Annotated in this window: 23 protein-coding genes and 1 pseudogene; 11 read left to right on the top strand and 13 right to left on the bottom strand. The window is 70.8% G+C overall.

Features of this window, described 5'->3' with window-relative positions; genetic code table 11:
* Positions 1 to 225 precede the first annotated feature (225 nt).
* The 5 genes from ACWDSL_RS31895 to ACWDSL_RS31875 all read left to right on the top strand — a co-directional run bounded on the left by ACWDSL_RS31895 (position 226) and on the right by ACWDSL_RS31875 (position 1,475).
* Positions 226 to 423, top strand: coding sequence for a hypothetical protein (locus ACWDSL_RS31895; RefSeq protein ID WP_450491364.1), 198 nt, complete (start codon positions 226 to 228; stop codon positions 421 to 423).
* Positions 420 to 605, top strand: coding sequence for a hypothetical protein (locus ACWDSL_RS31890; RefSeq protein WP_450491362.1), 186 nt, complete (start codon positions 420 to 422; stop codon positions 603 to 605). Before ACWDSL_RS31895 ends, ACWDSL_RS31890 begins: the two co-directional genes overlap by 4 nt.
* Positions 602 to 805, top strand: a complete 204-nt coding sequence (locus tag ACWDSL_RS31885; RefSeq protein ID WP_450491360.1) for a hypothetical protein — start codon at positions 602 to 604, stop codon at positions 803 to 805. The genes ACWDSL_RS31890 and ACWDSL_RS31885 overlap by 4 nt, the downstream gene beginning before the upstream one ends.
* 148 nt (positions 806 to 953) lie before the next feature.
* Positions 954 to 1,082: a hypothetical protein gene (locus ACWDSL_RS31880; protein WP_450491358.1), complete on the top strand. Its 129-nt coding sequence runs from the start codon at positions 954 to 956 to the stop codon at positions 1,080 to 1,082.
* A 66-nt stretch (positions 1,083 to 1,148) separates the two neighbouring features.
* Entirely contained in the window at positions 1,149 to 1,475 is a 327-nt protein-coding gene (locus ACWDSL_RS31875; protein WP_450491356.1) for a hypothetical protein, read from the top strand.
* 129 nt (positions 1,476 to 1,604) lie between these two features.
* Here the strand turns inward: ACWDSL_RS31875 and ACWDSL_RS31870 are convergent, their stop codons facing one another.
* Complete coding sequence (locus ACWDSL_RS31870; RefSeq protein ID WP_450491354.1) at positions 1,605 to 1,940, bottom strand: cupin domain-containing protein; 336 nt, start codon at positions 1,938 to 1,940, stop codon at positions 1,605 to 1,607.
* Positions 1,941 to 2,012: 72 nt separating this feature from the next.
* Here ACWDSL_RS31870 and ACWDSL_RS31865 point away from each other — a divergent pair, with 72 nt between their 5' ends.
* Positions 2,013 to 2,948, top strand: a complete 936-nt coding sequence (locus ACWDSL_RS31865; RefSeq protein WP_450491353.1) for a GlxA family transcriptional regulator — start codon at positions 2,013 to 2,015, stop codon at positions 2,946 to 2,948.
* A 172-nt stretch (positions 2,949 to 3,120) separates the two neighbouring features.
* Here ACWDSL_RS31865 and ACWDSL_RS31860 read toward each other — a convergent pair whose 3' ends face one another.
* From ACWDSL_RS31860 to add, 4 genes and pseudogenes are all read right to left on the bottom strand, one after another.
* Positions 3,121 to 3,735 carry a DUF4232 domain-containing protein gene (locus ACWDSL_RS31860; protein ID WP_450491351.1) on the bottom strand — a complete coding sequence of 205 codons (615 nt, stop codon included), beginning with the start codon at positions 3,733 to 3,735 and terminating at the stop codon, positions 3,121 to 3,123.
* 153 nt (positions 3,736 to 3,888) lie between these two features.
* Entirely contained in the window at positions 3,889 to 4,719 is an 831-nt protein-coding gene (locus ACWDSL_RS31855) for a MerR family transcriptional regulator (protein ID WP_450491349.1), read from the bottom strand.
* Positions 4,712 to 4,948: pseudogene (locus ACWDSL_RS31850) on the bottom strand (hypothetical protein); the annotation flags it as partial. The gene ACWDSL_RS31855 and the pseudogene ACWDSL_RS31850, both read right to left, overlap by 8 nt.
* Before the next feature lie 95 nt (positions 4,949 to 5,043).
* Positions 5,044 to 5,991, bottom strand: coding sequence for an adenosine deaminase (gene add, locus ACWDSL_RS31845; RefSeq protein ID WP_450491347.1), 948 nt, complete (start codon positions 5,989 to 5,991; stop codon positions 5,044 to 5,046).
* Positions 5,992 to 6,166: 175 nt separating this feature from the next.
* Here add and rocD point away from each other — a divergent pair, with 175 nt between their 5' ends.
* Entirely contained in the window at positions 6,167 to 7,396 is a 1,230-nt protein-coding gene (gene rocD, locus ACWDSL_RS31840; protein WP_450491367.1) for an ornithine--oxo-acid transaminase, read from the top strand.
* 133 nt (positions 7,397 to 7,529) lie between these two features.
* Here rocD and ACWDSL_RS31835 read toward each other — a convergent pair whose 3' ends face one another.
* Complete coding sequence (locus ACWDSL_RS31835; RefSeq protein ID WP_450491345.1) at positions 7,530 to 8,270, bottom strand: TetR/AcrR family transcriptional regulator; 741 nt, start codon at positions 8,268 to 8,270, stop codon at positions 7,530 to 7,532.
* A gap of 94 nt (positions 8,271 to 8,364) precedes the next feature.
* On the opposite strand from ACWDSL_RS31835, the gene ACWDSL_RS31830 reads away from it, so the two are divergent.
* The gene (locus tag ACWDSL_RS31830; protein ID WP_450491344.1) at positions 8,365 to 9,837 is read left to right on the top strand and encodes a DHA2 family efflux MFS transporter permease subunit; all 1,473 of its coding nucleotides are present in this window, start codon (positions 8,365 to 8,367) and stop codon (positions 9,835 to 9,837) included.
* Between the two features lie 10 nt (positions 9,838 to 9,847).
* On the opposite strand, the gene ACWDSL_RS31825 is transcribed toward ACWDSL_RS31830, so the two are convergent.
* From ACWDSL_RS31825 to pdxR, 3 genes are all read right to left on the bottom strand, one after another.
* Positions 9,848 to 11,038, bottom strand: coding sequence for a glutathionylspermidine synthase family protein (locus tag ACWDSL_RS31825; RefSeq protein ID WP_450491342.1), 1,191 nt, complete (start codon positions 11,036 to 11,038; stop codon positions 9,848 to 9,850).
* A 102-nt stretch (positions 11,039 to 11,140) separates the two neighbouring features.
* Complete coding sequence (locus ACWDSL_RS31820) at positions 11,141 to 11,488, bottom strand: hypothetical protein (protein WP_450491340.1); 348 nt, start codon at positions 11,486 to 11,488, stop codon at positions 11,141 to 11,143.
* An 86-nt stretch (positions 11,489 to 11,574) separates the two neighbouring features.
* Positions 11,575 to 13,059, bottom strand: a complete 1,485-nt coding sequence (pdxR, locus tag ACWDSL_RS31815; protein ID WP_450491338.1) for a MocR-like pyridoxine biosynthesis transcription factor PdxR — start codon at positions 13,057 to 13,059, stop codon at positions 11,575 to 11,577.
* 47 nt (positions 13,060 to 13,106) lie between these two features.
* Here pdxR and ACWDSL_RS31810 point away from each other — a divergent pair, with 47 nt between their 5' ends.
* The 3 genes from ACWDSL_RS31810 to ACWDSL_RS31800 all read left to right on the top strand — a co-directional run bounded on the left by ACWDSL_RS31810 (position 13,107) and on the right by ACWDSL_RS31800 (position 15,533).
* Positions 13,107 to 13,610 carry a carboxymuconolactone decarboxylase family protein gene (locus ACWDSL_RS31810; protein WP_450491336.1) on the top strand — a complete coding sequence of 168 codons (504 nt, stop codon included), beginning with the start codon at positions 13,107 to 13,109 and terminating at the stop codon, positions 13,608 to 13,610.
* Positions 13,607 to 14,422, top strand: coding sequence for an isocitrate lyase/PEP mutase family protein (locus ACWDSL_RS31805; protein ID WP_450491334.1), 816 nt, complete (start codon positions 13,607 to 13,609; stop codon positions 14,420 to 14,422). The genes ACWDSL_RS31810 and ACWDSL_RS31805 overlap by 4 nt, the downstream gene beginning before the upstream one ends.
* Positions 14,423 to 14,621: 199 nt before the next feature.
* Positions 14,622 to 15,533: a S1 family peptidase gene (locus ACWDSL_RS31800; RefSeq protein WP_450491332.1), complete on the top strand. Its 912-nt coding sequence runs from the start codon at positions 14,622 to 14,624 to the stop codon at positions 15,531 to 15,533.
* Positions 15,534 to 15,614: 81 nt separating this feature from the next.
* Here ACWDSL_RS31800 and ACWDSL_RS31795 read toward each other — a convergent pair whose 3' ends face one another.
* The 4 genes from ACWDSL_RS31795 to ACWDSL_RS31780 all read right to left on the bottom strand — a co-directional run bounded on the left by ACWDSL_RS31795 (position 15,615) and on the right by ACWDSL_RS31780 (position 21,514).
* The gene (locus tag ACWDSL_RS31795; protein WP_450491366.1) at positions 15,615 to 16,598 is read right to left on the bottom strand and encodes an ABC transporter substrate-binding protein; all 984 of its coding nucleotides are present in this window, start codon (positions 16,596 to 16,598) and stop codon (positions 15,615 to 15,617) included.
* Positions 16,599 to 16,714: 116 nt separating this feature from the next.
* Entirely contained in the window at positions 16,715 to 18,742 is a 2,028-nt protein-coding gene (locus ACWDSL_RS31790) for an ABC transporter permease (protein WP_450491330.1), read from the bottom strand.
* Positions 18,743 to 18,884: 142 nt separating this feature from the next.
* A complete protein-coding gene (locus ACWDSL_RS31785; protein ID WP_450491328.1) occupies positions 18,885 to 19,973 on the bottom strand; it encodes a quaternary amine ABC transporter ATP-binding protein in 1,089 nt (362 codons plus the stop codon).
* Positions 19,973 to 21,514 carry a GMC family oxidoreductase gene (locus tag ACWDSL_RS31780; protein WP_450491326.1) on the bottom strand — a complete coding sequence of 514 codons (1,542 nt, stop codon included), beginning with the start codon at positions 21,512 to 21,514 and terminating at the stop codon, positions 19,973 to 19,975. The genes ACWDSL_RS31785 and ACWDSL_RS31780 overlap by 1 nt, the downstream gene beginning before the upstream one ends.
* Between the last annotated feature and the right edge of the window lie 148 nt (positions 21,515 to 21,662).

Genomic DNA, 21,662 nt, shown 5'->3' with positions numbered 1-21,662 from the left:
CGGATGCGGTGAAAGTCGCACGTCCGGTTCGGAGGGCGGGCCGGAGAAACCCACCTGTCGAAAGACAGACAGGGCGCTCCGGCCCGACCCTACGTCCCCCGCTTCATCGGTGAACAGGCCCTGGAACTGCTCGGCGGCGACGTGGGCGCGGTCATCGAGAACCCCTTCGACGGGGTGCTGTGCTGGCTCATCGCTCCCGGGGCGGCCGCCGCGTGAGACATGAGCATGCTGCCCAGCATCCAAGTCTGGGGGGCAACCGCCTATATCGAGGTGCCCTCCGTCGACTCCCGTAGGGGGCCCGGCGTGCGCTGGCGCGTACCGCCCCGGGACGACCGGCACCTCACCGAGCCGACGGCTCTCCTCGCCGCGCTGAAGATCGCCACCAGCGCGGCGCTCGGCCCACGCGAGGAGGCCTGCCGGTGACCCAGTGCTGCTATCGCTGCGACAAGCCCACCCGCGAACCGATCACCGTACTGCGCGCGTCGGCCTCCGGGCCCGGCTGCCTGCGCCACCTGTGCCCGGAGTGCAACCGACGACGGCCGCACCCCGACGCCGACCTGTACGCCGTGCTCGTCACCCTGCAGCGCGAGAGGCAGACGAGGTGACCGTCCCCGTCGACGCTCGGCGTCTGTCGCCGTACTGCGCGCTGTACACCGCCGAACCCGACACCACACCCGCCGAGATCCACGCCTACTGCAAAGGACCGGGCGAAGTCCGGCTGACGCCGGTACCGCCCGCCACCCGCGGATTGCTCATCTTCACCGTCCGCTGTGACTGCGACTGCCACAAGGCGGACGCCACCTAGACCGGTGGACCGCTGGTGGCCCACCCCACGGACCCCTCGCCCCGGCCTCCCGCTTGCAGGCCAGTGGGCCGGGACGAGGACCGCGCAACCAGCGCGGGGACACCGCTGCCCAACTCAACAAGCAACTCAACAACTCACAGGAGGCCCTGTGCGATTACAGCACGCCGGCCACCTCCAGGACCCGGACGACCGCGACACCATGCCGGACACCGACACCCCGACGCCCGGCGGCCAGACGCCCGGCGACTCGGACGACGGGCGTCAGTACGCGCGCTGACCAGACCGCGGCCCCGTCCTCAGACCGCCCCCGCCGCAGGACGGGGCCGCTCCCAGCCCTACCTTCATGGCAAGTGATGTACCGCCCCTGGAGGTAGCGCACTGGCTGCTACGCCCAGCCAGAACGATCAAAGCCACCTTCGAGGAGCCGGAGAAAGCCTCGGCCTGGTACCAAGACCAGGTCACCGACCTGACCCCCTCCTTCATGACCCACCACGACAAAAACCCCACCCGACAAGCCGAACGCTTCGCCGCCGCGGAAGACCGGCTCAGCTGGGGCGGAGACGTCGTCGGCGGCTGGTACCTGCGAGGCACCGGATTCGCCTCAGTGCAGGTGGTCGCCTGCAGCGCGAACCGGAGCCGCCCGACCATCCCCTGCCCGACACTCCCCTAAGACCTGTCCGGCGGATCTTGTGACCGTCGTGGTCTCGGGTCGCTGGTCGGCGGACGGTGCGTGGGACGAGATCTTCGCGGCTGTCCTGGCCGACGCCGACGCGGAAAGCCGGACCAATCCGGCGGACCGCTAGCCCTCTGGGTAGAAGAGGAACAGCGTGCAGCCGGTGGTGGTCGAGGGCACATGCCACGACCCGGCCGGGGCGTGCAGGAACGTGCCGGCCGGGTAGTCGCGTGCTCCGTCGTTGAAGGTGCCGGCAACCACGTAGACCTCCTCCGGGCCGGGCTCGTGGACATCGCGGTGCGGCCAGGAGGTGCCCGCCTCCATGTCCAGCACGTTGGCGTGCGCGCCGGCCGGTCCCCGCCACAGGGGACGCAGCCGGATCCCGGGGAACAGCTCACGGACCGGGGATTCGTCGACGGAGACGGAGGTGTAGCCCTCCTGCGCAAGGATCTCGGGGTGCATGCCTGCAACAGTGCCGTGCGTGGGCCGCGGCAGGAGAGAGTCTGAGATGACACCATGGGGTACTTTCCTGCCATGCATCGCGTGGTAGCCCTGGTGCGGCCAGTGCAGTCGACGTTCGAGCTCGGCTGCGCCGTCGAGGTCTTCGGCACGAAGCGGTCAGGGGTACCGCAGCACTACGCATTCGAGATATGCGCGGAGACACCCGGCCCAGTGCCGACCACGGGCGGGTACGCGATATCCGTGGCGCAGGGCCTGTCGGCGCTCGAGGCCGCGGACATCGTGATCATCCCGGGTTGGCTGCCGGTGGAGGAGCCGCTCTCCGATCCCGTACGCCGGGCTCTGCTGCGGGCGCACGCGCGTGGGGCGCGGCTGGTCACGATCTGCTCCGGGGTGTTCGCGCTGGCCCGCACCGGACTGTTGGACGGCCGCTCGGCCACCACGCACTGGGCGCGCGCCGAGCAACTGCGGCGGGAATTCCCCCGGGTGCGCGTGGAGCCGGACAGGCTCTACGTGGATCACGGTGACGTCGCCACCAGCGCCGGTGCGGGCGCAGGGTTCGACCTGTGCCTGCATCTGGTCCGGCACGACCACGGGGCCGCGTACGCCGCCCTGCTCGCGCGGCACATGGTGCTGCCGCCGCATCGCGAGGGCGGCCAGGCGCAGTACGCGCCGCCTCCACCGCCCGGGGATGCGCTGGGCGGCCTGCTCGGATGGGCCGACGAGCGCCTTGAGACACCGTTGTCGGTGGACGTCCTGGCCGCACACCTCGGCGTCTCACCCCGCACCCTGGCCCGACGCTTCGCCGACCAGCTCGGCACGAGTCCGGGTGCATGGTTGCTCTCCCGACGGGTGGCCGCGGCACGCACCCTGCTGGAGGAGACGGACCTGCCAGTCGAGGCGATCGCGGCCCGCGTCGGCCTCAGCTCTGCGGTCAACCTGCGCCGCCGCTTCCGCGCCCAGACAGGCACGACCCCGGGCGCCTACCGGCGAGCGTTCCGGGTCCCATGATTCGCCGGGCAGGCCCTCCGCGCGGAAAGCCGATGGCCCCCGCGGGGCGGGGGCCATCGGGGCGGGAAGCCGGGGGGAGTCGGCTCCCCGAGTCTGTGGGCCGGGTTGGTCGGCCGGTCGTTGGCTGGGTGGATTAGCCGGGTGGGTTAGCCGGGTGGGTTAGCCGGGTGGGTTAGTCCAGGGCGTTGGTCAGGTCGCTCTGCCAGTACGTCACCTGGGCGCTGTTGTCGATGTAGACGGAGCCGCCGGGGAGTTCGACGGACTTGGAGTCGTCTGAGCCCTCGAGGAAGACCTCCAGGGAGGTGACCTTGTAGCCGTTCATGCCCGAGCCGTCGGCAGAGGAGGTACGGATCCCGGCGTACGCGGTCTCGCCGGGGGCGAGGGTGACCACGGCCTGCGGCTTGCTGTCCTCGTACACCGGGGTCGCGGCCTGGGCGTCCTCGCCGAACTTCAGGATCGGGTAGCCGGGCATGTTGCAGTCCACACCCGCGTGGTTGTTCACCTCGAGCACCATGTAGTTCACCGGCCGCTGAACGCTCTTGACGCCGACCGTCAGCTTGTTGATGTCACACGGGCCGATCTCCTGCTCCGAGTTGTCGGAACCCTTCTTCGCACCGCCCGCAACGTCGAGGCGCTGATCGTTGTGCTCGGCCGGGGCCTCGCTCTTGGTGCCGGTGCCCTCGTTGCTGTTGCAGGCGGTGAGAGTGAGAGCGGCAACCGCGGTCAGGCCGGCGGCGGCCAGACGCAGGGTACGGGCTCGGCGGGTGGCGAAGGCGGTGATCGACATGGTGGGTTCCCCCCAGAGGCACTCGGCCGTTTCCGGTGTGTCTTTCTCGGTACGGCTCAAGCCTCTCGCCCCCCGCTGTCGTTCGACTGCCGCACCGCTGCCGCCCGGCTGCCGCGCCGCTAACGCCCCACTAACGCCCCGCGGACTCGCGCTCTACTGCCAGGTCGCGGTGTCGGGGTCGATGCTGTGGGCGCGTGCGCCGGCGTCGATGATGCGGCGGAACCACGCGGCAAGGCCGGCGCGGATGCCGTCGTAGTGGGCGGCAAATCCGGGATCGGCCTCGTACATGCGGCCTAGACAGACCTGCATCTGCCTGGTGAGGGGAAAGTACGAAGCAAAGACTTCGCGGTGCCGCTCGACGAGTTGATTCGCTTCCGGGCTACCAGGTGTGACGCCGGCGTCCATCGCATCCCCGAGGGCGCGGTCGAGGCCGGCAACGGCGTCGGCGATGGTCTGCCATTCCTCCGGGCCGCGGGAGGCTGAGCGTTCGGCATACTGCCGCCATTGCGTCGTGTCTCCGTAACGCTGACGGGCTTGGGCGGGCGAGTCCGGGTTCCACTGGGGGCCGAAGATCGCGGCCTGCTGCTCGGCGGTCAGCAGCAGGCCACGCTCATGGGCGTCGATCATCCGGTCCAGTCCGGCGCTGAGTTGCTGGAGGCGGTCGATCCGTTCGGCAACCTGGGTGCGCTGCGCGCGCAATGCGCCCGGCACGTCCGCGGTCGAGTCGTCCAAGATGGCCCGGATCCTGTCCAGGCCGAGACCGATGTCACGGTAGACGACGATGCGGTGCAGGCGTTGAAGATCACCAGCGGTGTAGAGACGGTATCCGGCAGCCGTGCGCAGCGACGGTCGCGCCAGACCGATCTCGTCCCAGTGGTGCAGCGCGCGGACGGTCACACCCAGACGCGTCGAGACCTGGCCGACGGTCAGGCCATCGGCGTCAGCGGCGTCAGCGGCGTCAGCGGCGTCAGCGGCGTCAGGCATGTTCCTCATTGTCGCCATGGCCATGGCCGTCGCCGTCGCCGTCGCCGTCGCCGTCGCCGTCGCCGTCGCCCGGTGGGATGATCCCGATGGCTGCAAGGTTCCGTGCCTCCTGGCTGGCCGGATCAAAGGGCTTGGCCGCGGTGAAAACGATCCGTGCGTTCTCGGGGGTGATCACCTCCACATCCCGGGTGTTCCAGGGAGTGTCCCGTGGGCCGTCGACCGGGCCGGGAGCGGGCACGGGGCTCATCTCAAACGCGTTGTAGCAGTCGCTCATGCACCCCACCCTCCGGCCTCACGCAGCGTGAGGGTCAAGCCGGACCGCTCTCACCCGCTCAGCCATTGCTCGATCTCAGCGCTGATCTGTGCCTTCAACTCCGCGGGAGCGAAGCTGCCCTCGGCCGAGGCACGGGCCAGGTCGGCCAGTTCGGCGTCGCTGAACCCGAAGATCTCCCGGGCGCGCTGGTACTCCGCCGCCAGCGGCGTCTCCCCGTCGGTGTTCACGGTGACGGTAAGACCGGCCTCGACCAGGCGCGGCAGCGGGTGCTCCGCCAGTGACGGCACCAGGCCGAGCAGGACGTTGGAGGAGGGGCAGACCTCCAGCGGCACACGGCGGCTCCGCAGTTCGGCCACCAGGTCCGGATCCTCCAGTACGCGGATGCCGTGGCCGATCCGCTCCGCATGCCCCACCGCGAGGGCCTCCCGGACGCTGTCCGGGCCGGCCGTCTCCCCGGCGTGGTGGACCAGGTGCAGCCCCGCCTCGCGGGCGGCCTGGAGTACGTCGGCGAAGGGCGCCGCCGGGTAGGACTCGTCTCCCGCGAGGCCGATGGCGACCACCTGCGGGTACCGGGTGGCCAGCTTGAGGCCGTGCCGCAGCCGCTCGACGGGGCGGCGGCGCGAGTGGTCCAGGATGACCCGGGTGTGGATGCCGTACCGTTCCGCGCCGGCGGCCAGTCCCTCCAGCACGGCTTGCAGCGGCATGTCCGGATCGCCGACGCGCTCGCCGTGGGCCGCGGCGGTGAAGGTGACCTCCGCGTAGCGGACGCCCTGGCCCGCCTCGTCCTGGCAGAACTCCTCGGCGATACGGCGGAAGTGCCGATGGTCGCGCAGCAGCGCGCGCACCCCGGCCCGCTGGTCGGCGAACTCCCGGAAACTGGTGAACGGCCGGTCCTGGGCGGGCGGCTCGCCTCCCAGCTCGCGGATCGTTGCAGGGCGGACGGTGCTTTCCAGGTGGGTGTGCAGATGGGCCTTGGGCAACAGGCGTAGATCTCTCACGGCAGGACCCTAAGCAGTCGGGGCCCGCGGCGCCGACATTATTTTCACCGCCGCCGCGGCCGGGCGTCGCCCCGCTCCCGCGGGCCGGCCCCGCGCCGTAAAGTTTCTTCGCAAACCACCCGGGCGACGATAGAAAAGAGCACAGATCAGCGCCGACACCGAACGGAGCATGATTTTGACCTCAACGGAACGCGCCATCGCCGCCACCGAGGCACACAGCGCGCACAACTACCATCCGCTTCCGGTCGTCGTCGCGTCCGCGGAGGGCGCCTGGATGACCGATGTCGAGGGGAGGCGGTACCTCGACATGCTCGCCGGATACTCCGCGCTCAACTTCGGGCACGGCAACCGGCGGCTGATCGACGCCGCGAAGGCCCAGCTGGAGCGGGTCACGCTCACCTCCCGCGCGTTCCATCACGACCGCTTCGCCACCTTCTGCTCACAGCTGGCCGAGCTGTGCGGTATGGAGATGGTGCTGCCCATGAACACGGGGGCGGAGGCGGTGGAGACGGCCGTGAAGACCGCGCGGAAGTGGGGCTACCGGGTCAAGGGGGTCCCGGACGGCCGGGCGAAGATCATCGTGGCGGACAACAACTTCCACGGCCGGACGACCACCATCATCAGCTTCTCCACCGACCCCGAGGCCCGGGAGGACTTCGGTCCGTATACGCCGGGCTTCGAGATCGTGCCGTACGGCGATCTGGCCGCGATGGAGGCGGCCCTGGACGCCGCGGGCGAGGACGCGGTGGCGGTGCTGCTGGAGCCGATCCAGGGCGAGGCGGGGGTGCTGGTGCCGCCGGCCGGCTATCTGGCCGGGGTCAGGGAGCTGACCCGGGCGCGGAATGTGCTGTTCATCGCGGATGAGATCCAGTCCGGCCTGGGGCGTACCGGCAAGACCTTCGCCTGTGAGCACGAGGGCGTCGTCCCGGATGTGTATGTGCTGGGCAAGGCGCTCGGCGGCGGTGTGGTGCCGGTGTCGGCGGTGGTGTCGTCCCATGAGGTGCTCGGCGTGTACCGGCCGGGCGAGCACGGTTCGACCTTCGGCGGCAACCCGCTGGCCTGCGCGGTGGCGCTGGAGGTCATCGCCATCCTGCGGACCGGTGAGTTCCAGCAGCGGGCGGCGGAGCTCGGCGAGCATCTGCACAGCGAACTGGGGCTACTGGTGGACAGCCCGGCGCACCAGCGCGGCGGCGTACGGGCCGTACGCGGGCGGGGGCTGTGGGCGGGGGTGGACATCGACCCCTCGTACGGCACCGGGCGGCAGATCTCGGAGAAGCTGATGGACCGGGGCGTGCTGGTCAAGGACACCCACGGCTCCACGATCCGGCTCGCGCCCCCGCTGGTGATCAGCAAGGAGGACCTGGACTGGGGCCTGGACCAGCTGCGGGCCGTCCTGGCCGGGTGAGCGCCCCCGACTGACCGACTGACTGACCGACCGACCGACTGACCGACTGACCGAACTGACGGAGCTGGCGGAGCTGGCGGAGCTGGCGGAGGGCCGTTGAGCAGCGCTCGGCGGCCCTCCGAAGGATCACCTCTCAGGGACGCGCAGCTCCCAGCCCGTCGATCATCAGGCCGATCGTGAAGTCGAAGCGGTCGTGGACCGTTCCGGCCGTGAGCTCGGCGGCGTAGCGCTTGGTCTGCGGGAACGTATCGGGCAGTGCGGCGAATCGGCCCAGTAGTTCATCGCGGCTGACGACCCAGTCGTCGTCGCCGCGGCTGAGCCGCTTGTTCGCCAGCGAGAGCTCGAGGCTGTAGGCGTTGACGTAGAGCGACAGTGAGTCGATCGCCCAGGCGGCAGCCTGCGGGGCGATGCCCCCGGAGAGCAGGATGGCGAGCATTCCCTCGCTGACGCGCAGCGTGTCCAGATTGGACGGAGCGGCGGCGAAGGCCGCCTGGGAGATTCCCGGGTAGCGCAGATACTGGTCGCGCAGCTGGGTGCAGACGCTGACGATCTGCTGCCGCCAGCCGGCGGGGTCCGGTTCGGGCAGGTCGATCTCGGCGCACAGTCGGCCGAGGAGCAGTTCGTCCAGGTCCTCTTTGTTGACGACGTGGGCGTAGAGCGACGACGGTCCCGTCTCCAGCGCGGTGGCCAGGCGCCGCATGGTCAGGGCTTCGTATCCCTCGTTCTCCACGATGCCGAACGCGGTGCTGATGATGGCGTCGACCGTGATCGGCTTCTTGCGCCCGCCGGACGGGCCACGCCGGGCCGCTGGTGCGCTCGAACCGGTGCCGAGCTGGTGCCGCGCTGCGCGCCGTTCCTGCGGAGTCGGTGACATACGGGCAGTCTAGCGAATCGACGAACAGTGTTCTGCATCACTCCGAACGTTGTTCGCATTGCCCGGAACATCGTTCTGCAGTAGAACAGTGTTCGTGTCTATTGACCAGCGCATATCTCAAGCGCCCATCCCAAGCCCTCTGCCACTGCGCACCGCATGGCTCGTCCTGGCCGTCGTGGTCCTGGCCGACATCATGGATCTGATCGATTCGAGCATCGCCAATCTCGCCGGCCCGTCCATCCGCGCCGATCTCGGCGGCGGCGAGGTGACGGTGCAGTGGGTGCTGAGCGCCTACACCGCGGCCTTCGCCCTCGGCCTGGTCACCTCAGGACGGCTCGGGGACCTGCTCGGGCGCCGACGGCTGTTCCTGCTCGGCATGACCGGCTTCACCCTGGCCTCGCTGGCCTGCGGTCTCGCCCCCAACGCGGTCTTCCTGATCGTCGCCCGCACGCTGCAGGGCCTGTGCGGGTCGGTCATGATCCCGCAGGGTCTTGCCCTGGTGAAGGTCGTGTTCCCGCCCCAGCATCTGCGCAAGGCGCTGACCCCGGTCGGCCCGCTGATGGGCCTGACCATGGTGGCCGGGCCCATCCTGGCCGGCTGGCTGCTCCACCTGGACCTGTTCGGCAGCCAGTGGCGCTCCATCTTCCTGATCAACGTCCCATTCGGCATCGCCGCCGCCGTACTCGGCCGGCGTGTGCTGCCCCGCCACGGCGGCGAGGACCCGGCCGCCCGCCTCGACCTCTCCGGCGTCGGCCTGCTCACCGCCGCCTCGGCCCTGCTCATCATCCCGCTCATCCAGGGACGCGAACTCGGCTGGCCCGCCTGGACGTACGTCATGATGGCCGCCGCGGTCGTTCTGCTCGCGCTGTTCGTCGTCTCCCAACGGCGCAGCGAGCACCCGGTCATCACCCCGTCGCTGTTCCGCAAGCGCAGCTTCGTCGTCGGCCTGGTGATCGTGGCCGGGTTCTACGCATCACTCAGCGCGTTCGTCCTCGTCATCAACCTGCTGCTGCAGCAGGGCATGCACTGGACGCCGCTGCACACCGGCCTCACGCTGATCCCCTGGGCCCTCGGCACCGCCGTCGCCGTCCTGCTCGCGGGCGCCGTGCTCGCCGAGAAGCTGGGACGCGCAAGCCTGCACCTGGGGCTGTCCATCGCTGTCGTCGGCCTGCTGGCCCTGTGGTGGTCCATCGCCCACTGGGGCGCCGACATCACCGTCTGGAAGCTGGCGCCCGCGCTGCTGTTCGCCGGATTCGGCTCCGGGCTGGTGTTCGTCCCGCTGGTCGATTTCATCATCGGCGATGCCACCGCCGAAGAAGTCGGCACCGGCGCGGGCCTGCTCAACGCCGTCCAGCAGTTCGCCGGCGCCATCGGCGTCGCCGCCCTCGGCACGGTGTTCTTCGCCCGGGTCGGACACCCATCCGGCCATTCCTACTTCGCCGCCGCGGAACTGGTCTTCGGCATCGCCGCGGGCCTGAACTTCCTGACGCTGCTGCTGGTGGGCCTGCTGCCCAAGCACGCCCAGCAGGCCCACCAGGCGCAGCACGCCCAGCAGGCGCACGGCTGAGCCTGAACTGTCAGAGGATCACATGCGGCAGAAAGCGCGCGTATTCGTCGGTGACCAGCCCCGCCGACTCGCGGATGCCGAGCCCCGCCGACTCGCCCTCGACGACCCAGGTCCCGAGCACCACCCGGTTTCCGTCGAAGTCGGGCAGCGGCGCCAGCGCCTGGTAGCAACATGCCTCGTCCCGTACGACGGGCTCCGCGCCCGCCCGGTGCACCGTGACGCCCGCGCCCTCTCGGCCCAGCAGCGGCTTGGCGACGTACCCGGTGGTGCGGGCCAGCTCGCGGGGGCCGTCGAGGTAGGCGGGCAGCAGGTTGGGGTGGTCGGGGAACAGCTCCCACAGGACGGCCAGCAGCGCCTTGTTGGACAGCAGCATCTTCCAGGCGGGCTCGATCCACAGGGTGGAGCCGGTGCCGCCGCCGTTGTCGAGCGTGTCCAGGGCATACGGGCCGAACCGGTCGGTGGCCAGCCACTCCCAGGGGTAGAGCTTGAAGCAGGCCCGGATGAAGCGGAACCGCTTGTCGACGAAGCGGCCGGAGAGGCGGTCCCAGCCGATGTCCTCCATCGAGATCGCCTCGGTGCGCAGCCCTGCCTGCTCGGCGGTCTCGCGCAGATACGCGACCGTCATCAGGTCCTCGCCCAGCTCGTCCCCGGCCGTGTGCGCGAAGTACAGCGGCGCGCCCGGCGGCAGCAGCGCCGCCTGCCGCTTCCAGGCGTCGACCAGCCGCTCGTGCAGGGAGTTCCACTGGTCGGCGCCGGGGAAGCAGTCCTCCATCCAGAACCACTGGGCGCTGGCCGCCTCCACCAGCGAGGTGGGCGTATCGGCGTTGTACTCAAGCAGCTTGGCCGGGCCGCCCGGGCCCCCGTCGTAGCGCAGGTCGAACCGCCCGTACACGCTGGGCTGTTCGGACCGGCGGCGCCAGGACTCGGCGACCAGGTCGGCCAGCCGCGGATCGTCGATACCCAGATCGGCGAAGCGGTCCGCCTCGACGATGTGCTCAGCCGCGGCCAGGCACATCCGGTGCAGCTCCTCGACGACCTCTTCGAGCGCCTCGACCTCGGGGAGGGAGAACTCGTAGTAGGCGCTCTCGTCCCAGTACGGGCGCAGCAAGCCGTCGGGGTAGCGGGTCAGCGGATAGATGACGCCCTGTTCCTCGACGGTGGGCTGCCAGTCGGGGCGCGGGGTGAGGGTGTGACGCTTCATGGTCTGGCCTTCACGGTCTGGCGGCCTTCACTGTTTGGCCTTCATGGTCTGGCCTTCACTGTTTGGCCCTCACTGTTCGGCCTTCGCGGTCCCGTCGGCCGGTCAGCCACCGCCGCCGCCGGAGCAGCCGAAGCCGCCGCGGTCCGCGGCCTGGCTCTTGTCGAAGGTGCCGTAGTCGGCCCAGCCGGTGCTGACGTCGGAGTCGTAGTACCAGTCGCCATCGACGGACTTCTTCTTGCCGCGGCTCTTCTTGCCCGCGGTGGACGAGGAGGAGGAGTTGCAGTTGCTGGAGTCGACGACGCGGTAGCCCTTGATCGCGTCGTAGCTGTTCCGGTCCACACAGCGCTTGTCGGGCTCGGAACCGCAGGAGGTGAGCGCGGCCGCGAGCGCGCCCATGCTGCCCAGGACCACCGTGCTCGACCGCAGTTTGCGCCGCCCTGCCCGCTCCATGGTGTCTCCCCCGTGGCCTGTCTTTCGGCCGTGTTCTGATTGGCCGCCAGCCTAAAGGGCATAGTCGCACATTTGAACGGCGGGGCTCATATGGGAAGTGCCCGGCACAGCGCGTCAAGCGCGCCCGAGAAGGCGTGGTCGGGCGGGGTCCCGTAGCCGACCACCAGGGCGTCGCCCAGCACGTCCCCCCGTACGTCCCCCCGCATGTCCCCGCGCATGCCCCCGCGCACGTCGTCATCGTCGTCCGCCGCGTACCGGAAGCGGGTCAGTCCGTCCATCGCCAGGCCCTGCCAGGCCGCGCCCTGGAGCACGGACTGCTCGGTCCCCGGCGGGAGTTCGAGCACCGCGTGCAGCCCCGCCGCGATCCCCCGCACCCGTACCTGCGGGGCGTGCTCGGCCAGCGCCGCGACCAGTTGGTCACGCCGGCGCCGGTAGCGCAGCCGCATACCGCGCACATGGCGGTCGTACGCCCCGGACTCAAGGAACTCGGCGAGCGTCAGCTGGTCGAGACCGCCCGTCGGCCACTCACCCGTCCCCTTGGTCGCCAGCAGCCCGTCCATCAGGTGGCCGGGCACCACCATCCAGGCCAGCCGCAGCACGGGCGCCAGGCTCTTGCTCGAAGTGCCCAGGTAGAGCACGCGCTCGGGGTCGAGCCCCTGGAGCGCCCCGACCGGGTTGCGGTCGTAGCGGAACTCCCCGTCGTAGTCGTCCTCCACCACCAGACCGCCCGTACGGGAGGCCCAGTCGACCACGGCGGCGCGGCGGTCGGGGTGCAGGGACACCCCGGTCGGGAACTGATGCGCCGGGGTGAGCAGTACGGTCCGTACGCCGGTCAGCCCCGCCAGCTCGTCGGTGCGGGCGCCGCGCTCGTCGACCGGCAGCGGTACGGTGCGCAGCCCGGCGCGCCGCACGATGTTCCGGTGGAGGCCCGGTCCGTACGACTCGACGGCCATCTCCCGCTCGCCCGCGGCCCGCAGCACCCTGCTGAGGACGGCCAGGCCCTGTTTGAACCCCGCGCAGATCACGATCCGCTCCGAGTCGGCCCGCACCCCCCGGGCGCGCGCCAGATAGTCGGCGAGCGCGCGGCGCAGCTCGGGGCGCCCGCTCGCATCGCCGTACGCGAAGGCGTCGTGCGGCGCCGCGGTCAGCGCCCGCCGGGCGGCGGAGAGCCAGGCCGCGCGGGGGAAGGACGAGACATCGGGCGAGCCGGGCCGCAGGTCGTACGTGGGGCGGCGGCGCGGTTCGGCGGTCGGCGGGGTGCGCGGGGGCGTGGGCTCGGGCGGTACGACGCGCGCGGCGACGCGGGTCCCCGAGCCCTGCCGGGCGGTGAGCCAGCCCTCGGCGACCAGTTCGCCGTACGCGTCGGCGACGGTGTTACGGGCGATGCCGAGGTCGGCGGCGAGCGAGCGGGAGGAGGGCAGCCGGGTGCCGGGGGCGAGCCGGCCGCCGCGTACGGCGTCGCGCAGGGACCGGATGAGCGCGGCGCCCACCCCGGCCGCGCCACGCTCCGGTAGATCAAGATGCAGATCGGCGCCGAGGCCGGCCTGGGAAGTGGCCCATGAATCCTCCATGGAAATGGACCATACTCCTGGGCTACTGACGTCCTAGCGTGGTAGCCATGACGACGACGACCGACAAGACACCCGAGACGCCCGGGACAGCTCAGAGCGCCCACGACCACGGCCCCCGTATGCGGCTGGCCAATCTGGCCCCCGAGTTCTACAAGGCGATGGTCGGCCTCGACGCGGCCGCCCGTAAGGGCCTCGACCCCGCCCTCGTCGACCTGATCAAGATCCGTGCGTCGCAGATCAACCACTGCGCCTTCTGCGTCCATATGCACACCCGGGACGCGCGCAAGGCGGGCGAGACCGAGGAGCGCATCAACCTTCTCAGCGCCTGGGAGGAGGCGTCGGGCTTCTTCACCGAGAAGGAGCGGGCGGCGCTCGCGCTGACCGAGGCCGTCACCGTGCTGACCGACGGCTTCGTCCCCGATGAGGTGTACCAGCGGGCGGCGGCCCACTTCGAGGAGGCCGAACTGGCCCAGGTCATCGCCGCGATCATCGCCATCAACGCTTGGAATCGCATCGGGGTCAGCACCCGCATGGTGCCGGGCAAGGCATGACCGGCGCGAGCACGACCGGCGCGAGCACGACCGGCGCGAGCACGACCGGCGCGACGACGCTCCGTGCCCTGCACCACGGCCGGGCCCCCGGCGACCCGCTCGTCTTACCCAACCCCTGGGACGCGGCCACCGCCCGCGTCCTGGCCGCGGCGGGCTTCCCCGCGCTCGCCACGCCGAGCGCGGGGATCTCGGCCTCGCTGGGCTACCGGGACGGCGAGGCTCCGGCCGACGAAATGTTCGCCGCCGTCGCCCGGATCGCCCGCGCCGTGGACGTGCCGGTGACGGCGGACATCGAGGACGGCTACGGGCTCGCCCCCGCCGAACTCGTCGATCGGCTGCTGGAGGCCGGCGCCGTGGGGTGCAACCTGGAGGACGGCGACCGGGCGGCGGACGCGCTCAAGGACGCCCGGCGGCAGGCGGACTGGCTCGCCGAGGTCCGCGCGGCGGCGGGCGACAGCCTGGTCATCAACGCCCGCGTCGATGTCTTCGTACGCGGCGAAGGTGCGAGGACAGACCCGGCAGGCCGGGACCGGCTGGTCGAGGACCGGCTGGCCGAGGAGGCCATCGACCGCGGGCAGCGATATGTGGCGGCGGGCGCCGACTGCGTCTACCCGATCTTCGCGCCCCCGCGGCTGCTCCCCCGGCTCGCGGCGGGCATCGGCGCCCCGCTCAACGCGATGGCCAAGCCGGACGGCCCCTCCGTCCGCGAACTCGGCGAATCGGGTGCGACCCGCATCACGTTCGGCCCGGGTCTCTTCCGCCGGGCGCTGGCGGCGGTGGAGGACATCGCCGGACAACTGCGCCCGGCGTAATGCCACATTCCCGACAAGAGAACCCGCCAAAAGAATGCAGCTCTCCTGATTCATCACCGCAAAACTGACCAATAGCGCCCAACCGGATTCCCCCGGTAATAAAGCGGCATACAAAGCCGCTGGACACGTCTGCGGGGCGGGGTTATCGTGCACTCGAAATTCATGAAAAGCAGTACGTAAAACGGGGAGCAACAAAAGAATGAACAACCTTATAGGGGAGCGCGCAGCGGGCGAACGCCGGGGGGCCGGAAGGCGGTTGGCGACCCGTGCGCTGCTGGCCGCGGCGCTTTCCGTCGGCGCGCTGGCGGGCGCCGGGGCGGCACAGGCGGACGAAAATCCGTCGACTCCGACCCCCAGGATTATCGGCGGCCATGACGCCACCGAAAACTACTCGTTCATCGTTTCCCTGCAGAAGGAAAGGAACGGGGACCCCGACGGTCACCGTTGCACGGGCGCGCTGATCCGCAAGGACTGGGTCGTGACCGCGGCGCACTGCGTCACCACAGCGGGCACCGGCTCGGACCCGTACACGGTCATGGACCCGGCGCTGTTCCACGTCCGGGTGGGCTCCAACGACCGGACCACCGGCGGCACCGTCGCGAAGGTCAAGAAGATCGAGGTCGACCCCTCGTACCAGGCGCTCGACGAGCGCTCGGAGGGCTACGACGTGGCGCTCCTCCAGCTCGACACCGCGCTGACCAACAAGACGGTCCCCCTGGCGCCCACGTCGACCAAGGAGGGCACCGCGGTCCGGCAGCTCGGCTGGGGCTACACCGCGACCGCCGACGTCGGCGACGTGACCAAGCTTCCGGTGAAGCTTCAGGAGCTCGACACCAAGGTGATCGACCCGACCACGGAGAAGTGCCGGGTGGACGCCACGGGGGACGACTCGTGGGGCATCCGCGAGGGCGATGTGTGCACGGACAACCCGCAGGACACGTACGGCCCGTGCGGCGGTGACTCCGGTTCGCCGCTGCTGAAGAAGGTCAACGGCCGCTGGCAGCTCGTCGGCGTGGACAGCCGCGGCGTCGGCGAGATCTGCGGGTCGACCCCGGACATCTACACCGACCTGCACTACCACCGCTCCTGGCTGACCAGCGTCATCGGCTGACGAGGCCGACCAGTCTGACGAACGGTCTGAAACGCGGTACAGCCGCACGCCGACACATATCGGCGTGCGGCTGTACCTGTCTCAGGGCAGCCACTTCTTCCAGACGTCCGGGTGCTCCTTGACCCACTTCTCCGCCGCGTCCTCCGCGGAGAGCCCGTCCGAGGCGATCAACTCGGAGACCGCGTTCTGGTCGTCCTCGGTCCAGTGGAACTTCTTCAGGAACTCCGCCGCCTTGCCGCCCTTCCTGGCGAAGTCAGCGTTCAAGTACTTCTGCAGCGGGGTGGTCGGATAGGCGCAGTCGAAGGACTTCGGGTCCTCGGCACCCTTCGCGGCGCATGCGTCCGTGTACTTCGGCAGCTTCACCTCGACCATCGGCACCTGGTTGAACAGCCACTGTGGCGCGTACCAGTAGCTCAGGAACGGCTTCTTCTCCTTGGCGAACTGTTTCATCTGGGTGATCTGCGCCGCCTCCGAACCCGAGAAGACCACCTGGTAGTCCAGGCCCAGATTCTTCACCAGCGCCTTGTCATTGGTGACATACGACGGCGAGCCGTCCAAGAGCTGGCCCTTGCCGCCGCTTTCGGCCGTACGGAACGTCTTGGCGTACTTGTTCAGGTTCCGCCAGTCGGTGACATCGGGGTGCGCGTCGGCGAAGTACTTGGGGACGAACCAGCCGATATGGCCGGTGACACCGAGATCGCCGCCGGGCGCGATCGTCTTCTTGTCCTTGACGTAGCGCTGCTCCTGGTCCGGGTGGCCCCAGTCCTCCAGGATGGCGTCCACCCGCCCCTGGCTGAGCGCGTCCCAGGCGGGGACCTCGTCGACCTGGACGGTGTCGACGCGATAGCCCAGCTCGTGGTCGAGGAGGTATTCGGCGACGGCGACATTGGACTGCGCGCCGACCCAGGACTGGACGGACAGGGTGACGCTCTTGGTGCCGCCGACGTTCGCGTACGGGGAGGACTGCTTGGTCATGTCCGCCGCGCCGCAGCCGGTCGCGGTGAGCAGAGCGGTGACCCCGGTGGCGGCCGTCAGCAGCCGGGTGCGGGTACGAGCGGCCGTCAGCAGCCGGGTGCGGGTACGAGCGGCCGTCAGCAGCCGGGTGCGGATACGACACCGGCTACGGGCAGTCGTCAGCAGCCGGGTGCGGGTACGGCGCCGGGTATGGGTGCTCGGCACGGTCAGGCTCCCTTCTTCGGGCGGCGCGCCGTCGGCTGCGTCACCCGGTCGAGCATCAGGCCCAGGCAGACGATCGCCGCGCCCGCCACCAGGCCGGTCGCCAGATCGCCCTGGGCCAGGCCGAACACCACGTCGTAGCCGAGCGCGCCGGAGCCGACCAGGCCGCCGATGATGACGACGGCGAGCACCAGCACCACGCCCTGGTTGACGGCGAGCAGCAGCGCCGGGCGGGCCAGCGGAAGCTGGACCTGGCGCAACTGCTGGCCGCGGGTGGCGCCGAGCGAGCGGGCCGACTCCAGCGCGGCCGGGTCGACGTTGCGCAGGCCCTGGGTGGTGATGCGGATGACGGCGGGCAGGGCGTAGACGATGGCCGCGGCAGCCGCCGGGGCCCGCCCGACGCCGAACAGCGCGACCACCGGGATCAGATACACGAACTGCGGCATGGTCTGGCAGATGTCCAGTACCGGGCGGAGCAGCCGCTCCAGGCGGGGCGAGCGGGCCGCCGCGATACCGATCGCGAAGCCGAGGACGAGCGTCACGGCGACGGCGGCCAGCACCTGCGACAGGGTGTCCATGGCCGGGTCCCACACGCCGAGTACGCCGATCGCGGCCAGGGCCAGGACGGCGGTCAGCGCGGTGCCCCAGGTGCCGATCAGCCAGGCCAGCGCCGCGACGATCAGCAGCAGTGACCACCACGGGAGGCCCTGGAGCGCGCTGCGCAGCGGGTCGAGGACATGGGTGACGTAGCCGGACGCCCAGTCGGCGGTGCCGCCGACCACCGGCACACCGGAGTAGAGGTGGTCGACCATCCACTCCTTGGCGGTGTTGACGGGGTCGGCGATGGCCAGGGTCCAGCCCTCCGGCCAGGTGGCCGAGCCGGCGGCCCGCCCGGCCAGCGCCACGGCGGCGGTGCCGGCCGCGATCCCCGCCCAGGCGTACCAGCCGCGCAGCCACCGCGGGCCGGTCTCGCGGTCCGTGCCCAGGCGCAGCCCCGCGGCGGCGGTGGTGCGGTCCAGGACGACGGCGAGCAGCACGATCGGGATGCCGGCGGCGAGCGCCTTGCCCACGTCGACGGCCGACAGCGCCTGGTAGACGCGGTCGCCGAGCCCGGCGCCGCCGATGACGGAGGCGATGACGGCCATGGACAGCGCCATCATGATCGTCTGGTTGACGCCGAGCAGCAGCTCCTTACGGGCCAGCGGCAGCCGGGCCGACAGCAGCCGCTGCCGCCCGGTGGCGCCGAGCGAGGCCACGGCCTCCATCACCCCGGTGTCCGCGCCGCGCAGCCCCAGCACGGTCAGCCGGGCCATGGGCGGGGCCGCGTAGATGACGGTGGCCAGCACCGCACCCGGCACGCCGATGCCGAAGACCAGCACGACGGGCAGCAGATACGCGAAGGCGGGCAGCACCTGCATGGTGTCGAGCACCGGCCGCAGCGCTCGGTACGTACGCTCCGAGAGCCCGCCGGCCAGCCCGAGCAGCATCCCGATGGCGACCGATACGGCGACGGCGACGGCCATCAGCGCCAGGGTCTGCATGGTCGGCACCCACATCCCCAGCAGCCCGCACGCCGCGAACGACACGGCGGCCGTCACCGCGACCCGCACCCCGGCGACCCGCCAGGCCAGCAGCGTCGCGGCGGCGGTGACCCCGGCCCAGCCGAGGGCCAGCAGGGTGAGGTAGACGGCGCGGACGGCGACGATGACCGCGTTGCTGATGTGGCCGAAGAAGTAGAGGAAGATCCAGTGGCTGTCGCGGTTGTCGATGATCCAGTCGCTCGTCCTGCCCAGCGGCTCCGACACATCGACGGTCAGCGCGCCCGGCCAGCTGCCGCTGTGCCAGCGGATGGCGGCGAAGGGTACGAGGACGGCGGCGATCAGGGCGAGCAGGGCCAGCTTCCGGACGGCGGGGCGGCGGGCCGCGGCGCGCAGTGCGCCCGGGGGCGCGTCGGTGGACTTCAAGGCGTCGGTGGGGGTGGTGGAAGAGGCGGTGGACGTGGACGTGGAGTGGCTGGTGGTCGCGGCGGTCATGCGCGCCCCCGTATGCCGGGGTGGCAGGTGGCCGCGGCCGTCATGCACGCCCCCCGTACGTCGGGGTGGCAGGTGGCCGCGGCCGTCATGCACGCCCCCCGTACATCGGGGTGCCGTATGCCGAGGTGGCGAGTGCCCGGGATCATGCCGGCGCCCCCTTCACCCGCAGCCCCGCCACCACCGCGAGCAGCCGCTGATGGTCGACCACCCCCAGCAGCCGCGAGCCGTCCATGATCCGGGCCGGGCCGCCGGAGCGGGCGACGGCCTCGATGGCGGTGGCTATGGTCGCGTCGGGCGCGAGCGTGGGGCCGCTGTCCCGCTCGCCGTCCTCGGCGGCGCGCAGCGCGTTGCGCACGGTCAGCACCTGCTCGCGCGGCACATCGCGGACGAAGTCCCGTACGTAGTCGTCGGCCGGGGAGCCGACGATCTCCTCGGGGGTGCCCAGCTGCACGATGCCGCCGTCGCGCATCAGCGCGATGCGGTCGCCGAGCCGCAGGGCCTCGCTCAGATCGTGGGTGATGAAGACCATCGTGCGGCCCTCGTCGTGGTGCAGCCGGATCACCTCCTCCTGCATATCGCGGCGGATCAGCGGGTCGAGCGCGCTGAACGGCTCGTCGAAGAGCAGGACTTCGGGGTCGGCGGCCAGCGCGCGGGCCAGGCCGACGCGCTGCTGCTGACCGCCGGAGAGCTGGCCGGGGCGGCGCCGCTCCAGACCGGTGAGCCCGACCTTGGCGACCATCTCGGTGGCCTTGGCTCGGCGTTCGGCCTTGCCCATGCCCTGGATCTCCAGGCCGTAGGCGACGTTGTCGAGCACGGTGCGGTGCGGCAGAAGACCGAAGTGCTGGAAGACCATGGCGGCCCGGTGCCGGCGCAGCTCGCGCAGCCGCGCCTTGTCCATGGCCAGCACGTCCTCGCCGTCGATGTGGAGGGTGCCGGAGGTGGGCTCGATCAGCCGGGTCAGACAGCGTACGAGGGTGGACTTGCCGGAGCCGGACAGGCCCATGACGACGAAGACCTCGCCCTGCCGCACCTCGAACGACACATCTCGGACGGCCGCCGTGCACCCCGTACGGCGGCGCAGCTCCTCGGCGGGCAGCTCGGCGACGGACGAGCCGGGGACGCGGTCGGCCTTGGGGCCGAAGACCTTCCACAGGCCGTGTACGGAGAACACCGGCGCCCCTGCCGCGGGGGGCGTTGCCTTGGTCCCGGTCTTGGTCTCGGTCGCGCTCATCACGCCTCACCTCCGGTAGTGAGCAGTTCCGCGCATTTCTCGCCGACCATCAGCACCCCGATCATCGGGTTGACGGCGGGCATGGTCGGGAAGACGGACGCGTCGGCGATCCGGATGCCCTTGAGCCCCCGGATCCGCAGGTCCGGGCCGACCACGGCCGATTCGTCGGAGACCGCGCCCATCCGGCAGGTGCCCGCCGGGTGGTAGACGGTGTGCGCGACCTTACGGGCGTACTCGCTGAGCTCCTCGTCCGAGGTGATCTCGGGCCCGGGGCACACCTCGCGCTTGAGCCAGCCCGCCAGCGGCTGGGTCTTCGCGATCTCGCGGGCGATGCGGATGCCGTCGACGAGGGTGCGGCCGTCGTAGTCCTCCTCGTCCGTGAAGTAGCGGAAGTCCAGGGCGGGCTTCTGGTCCGGCTCGGCGCTGGTGAGGTAGAGGCGGCCGCGGCTGCGGGGCTTGGGGATGTTCGGGGTCATCGACACGCCGTGCTCGGGCTTTTCGTAGCCCAGCCGCTCGGGGTTGTCGGTGAACGGGATTTGGTAGAAGTGGAACATCAGGTCCGGGCCCTGTGCACCGGGGTCGCGCCGGACGAACAGGCCCGCGTCCGAATCCATCGCCGAGTTCTCGGGGATCGGGCCCTCCGTCTCCCAGACGATCACCGACTCGGGGTGGTCGAGCAGGTTCTCGCCGACGCCCGGCAGATCGTGCACGACGGGGATGCCGAGCGCTTCCAGATCGCGCCGGGGCCCGATACCGGAGTGCAGCAGCAGCCGCGGGGTGTCCACGGCGCCCGCGCAGACCAGCACCTCGCGCTCCGCCTCGACCAGCAGCTCCGCACCGTCCTTGGTGCGGACCCGGACCCCCGTCGCCCGGCCGGACTCGTCGAGCTCCAGCCGGTACGCCCAGGTCTCCAGCATCAGCTGGAGGTTGGGCCGGTCGAGGAACGGGTGCAGATAGGCGACGGAGGCGGAAGACCGCTTGTTGTTCTCCGAGTGGTAGGCGAGGTCGAAGAAGCCGACGCCCTCGTGGAAGGGCTCCTTGTTGAACCCCTCGACGCGCGGCACGCCGAGCGCCGTCTGGGCGGCGTCGACGAAGTCGCGGGCGATGGCGTTCCGGTCCTTCTCGTCGACCGGCACGATGTTGTTGCGCAGCCGCGCGAAGTACGGGTCCATGGAGGCCGCGTCCCAGCCGTCCGCACCCGCCTTCGCCCACTCGTCCCAGTCGCCCGGCAGCGGCTTGAAGGAGATGAGGGTGTTGTGCGAGGAACAGCCGCCGAGCACCCGGGCCCGGCTGTGCCGGATATACGAATTGCCGCGGGGCTGCTCGGTGGTGGGGTAGTCGTAGTCCAGTTCGCCGCCGAGCAGACCGAGCCAGCGGCGCAGGGTCAGCACCTCGGGCCGGTCGATATCGGACGGCCCGCCCTCGATGACGGCGACACGGATGTCCGGGTCCTCGGTGAGGCGGGAGGCGATCACCGACCCCGCGGTGCCGCCGCCGATGACGACATAGTCGAAACGATCGATTGCGTCAGGTACGGACATGGGGGTTACTCCTCGCGGCCCCGGACCGGGGCCCGGGTGTGGGGCGTACATACATGGGGCGTACGTACGCAGGGGGTGGGGGTGTACGGGGTGTGGGGACGTGCGGCGTGCTCAGGCAGATGGGGAGGGGTTGGCGGGGTGACGGGGT

Source organism: Streptomyces sp. NPDC000941, assembly GCF_053599555.1.
Note: the sequence above shows the minus strand (reverse complement) of the source record. Positions and strands in the feature narration are given on the sequence as shown.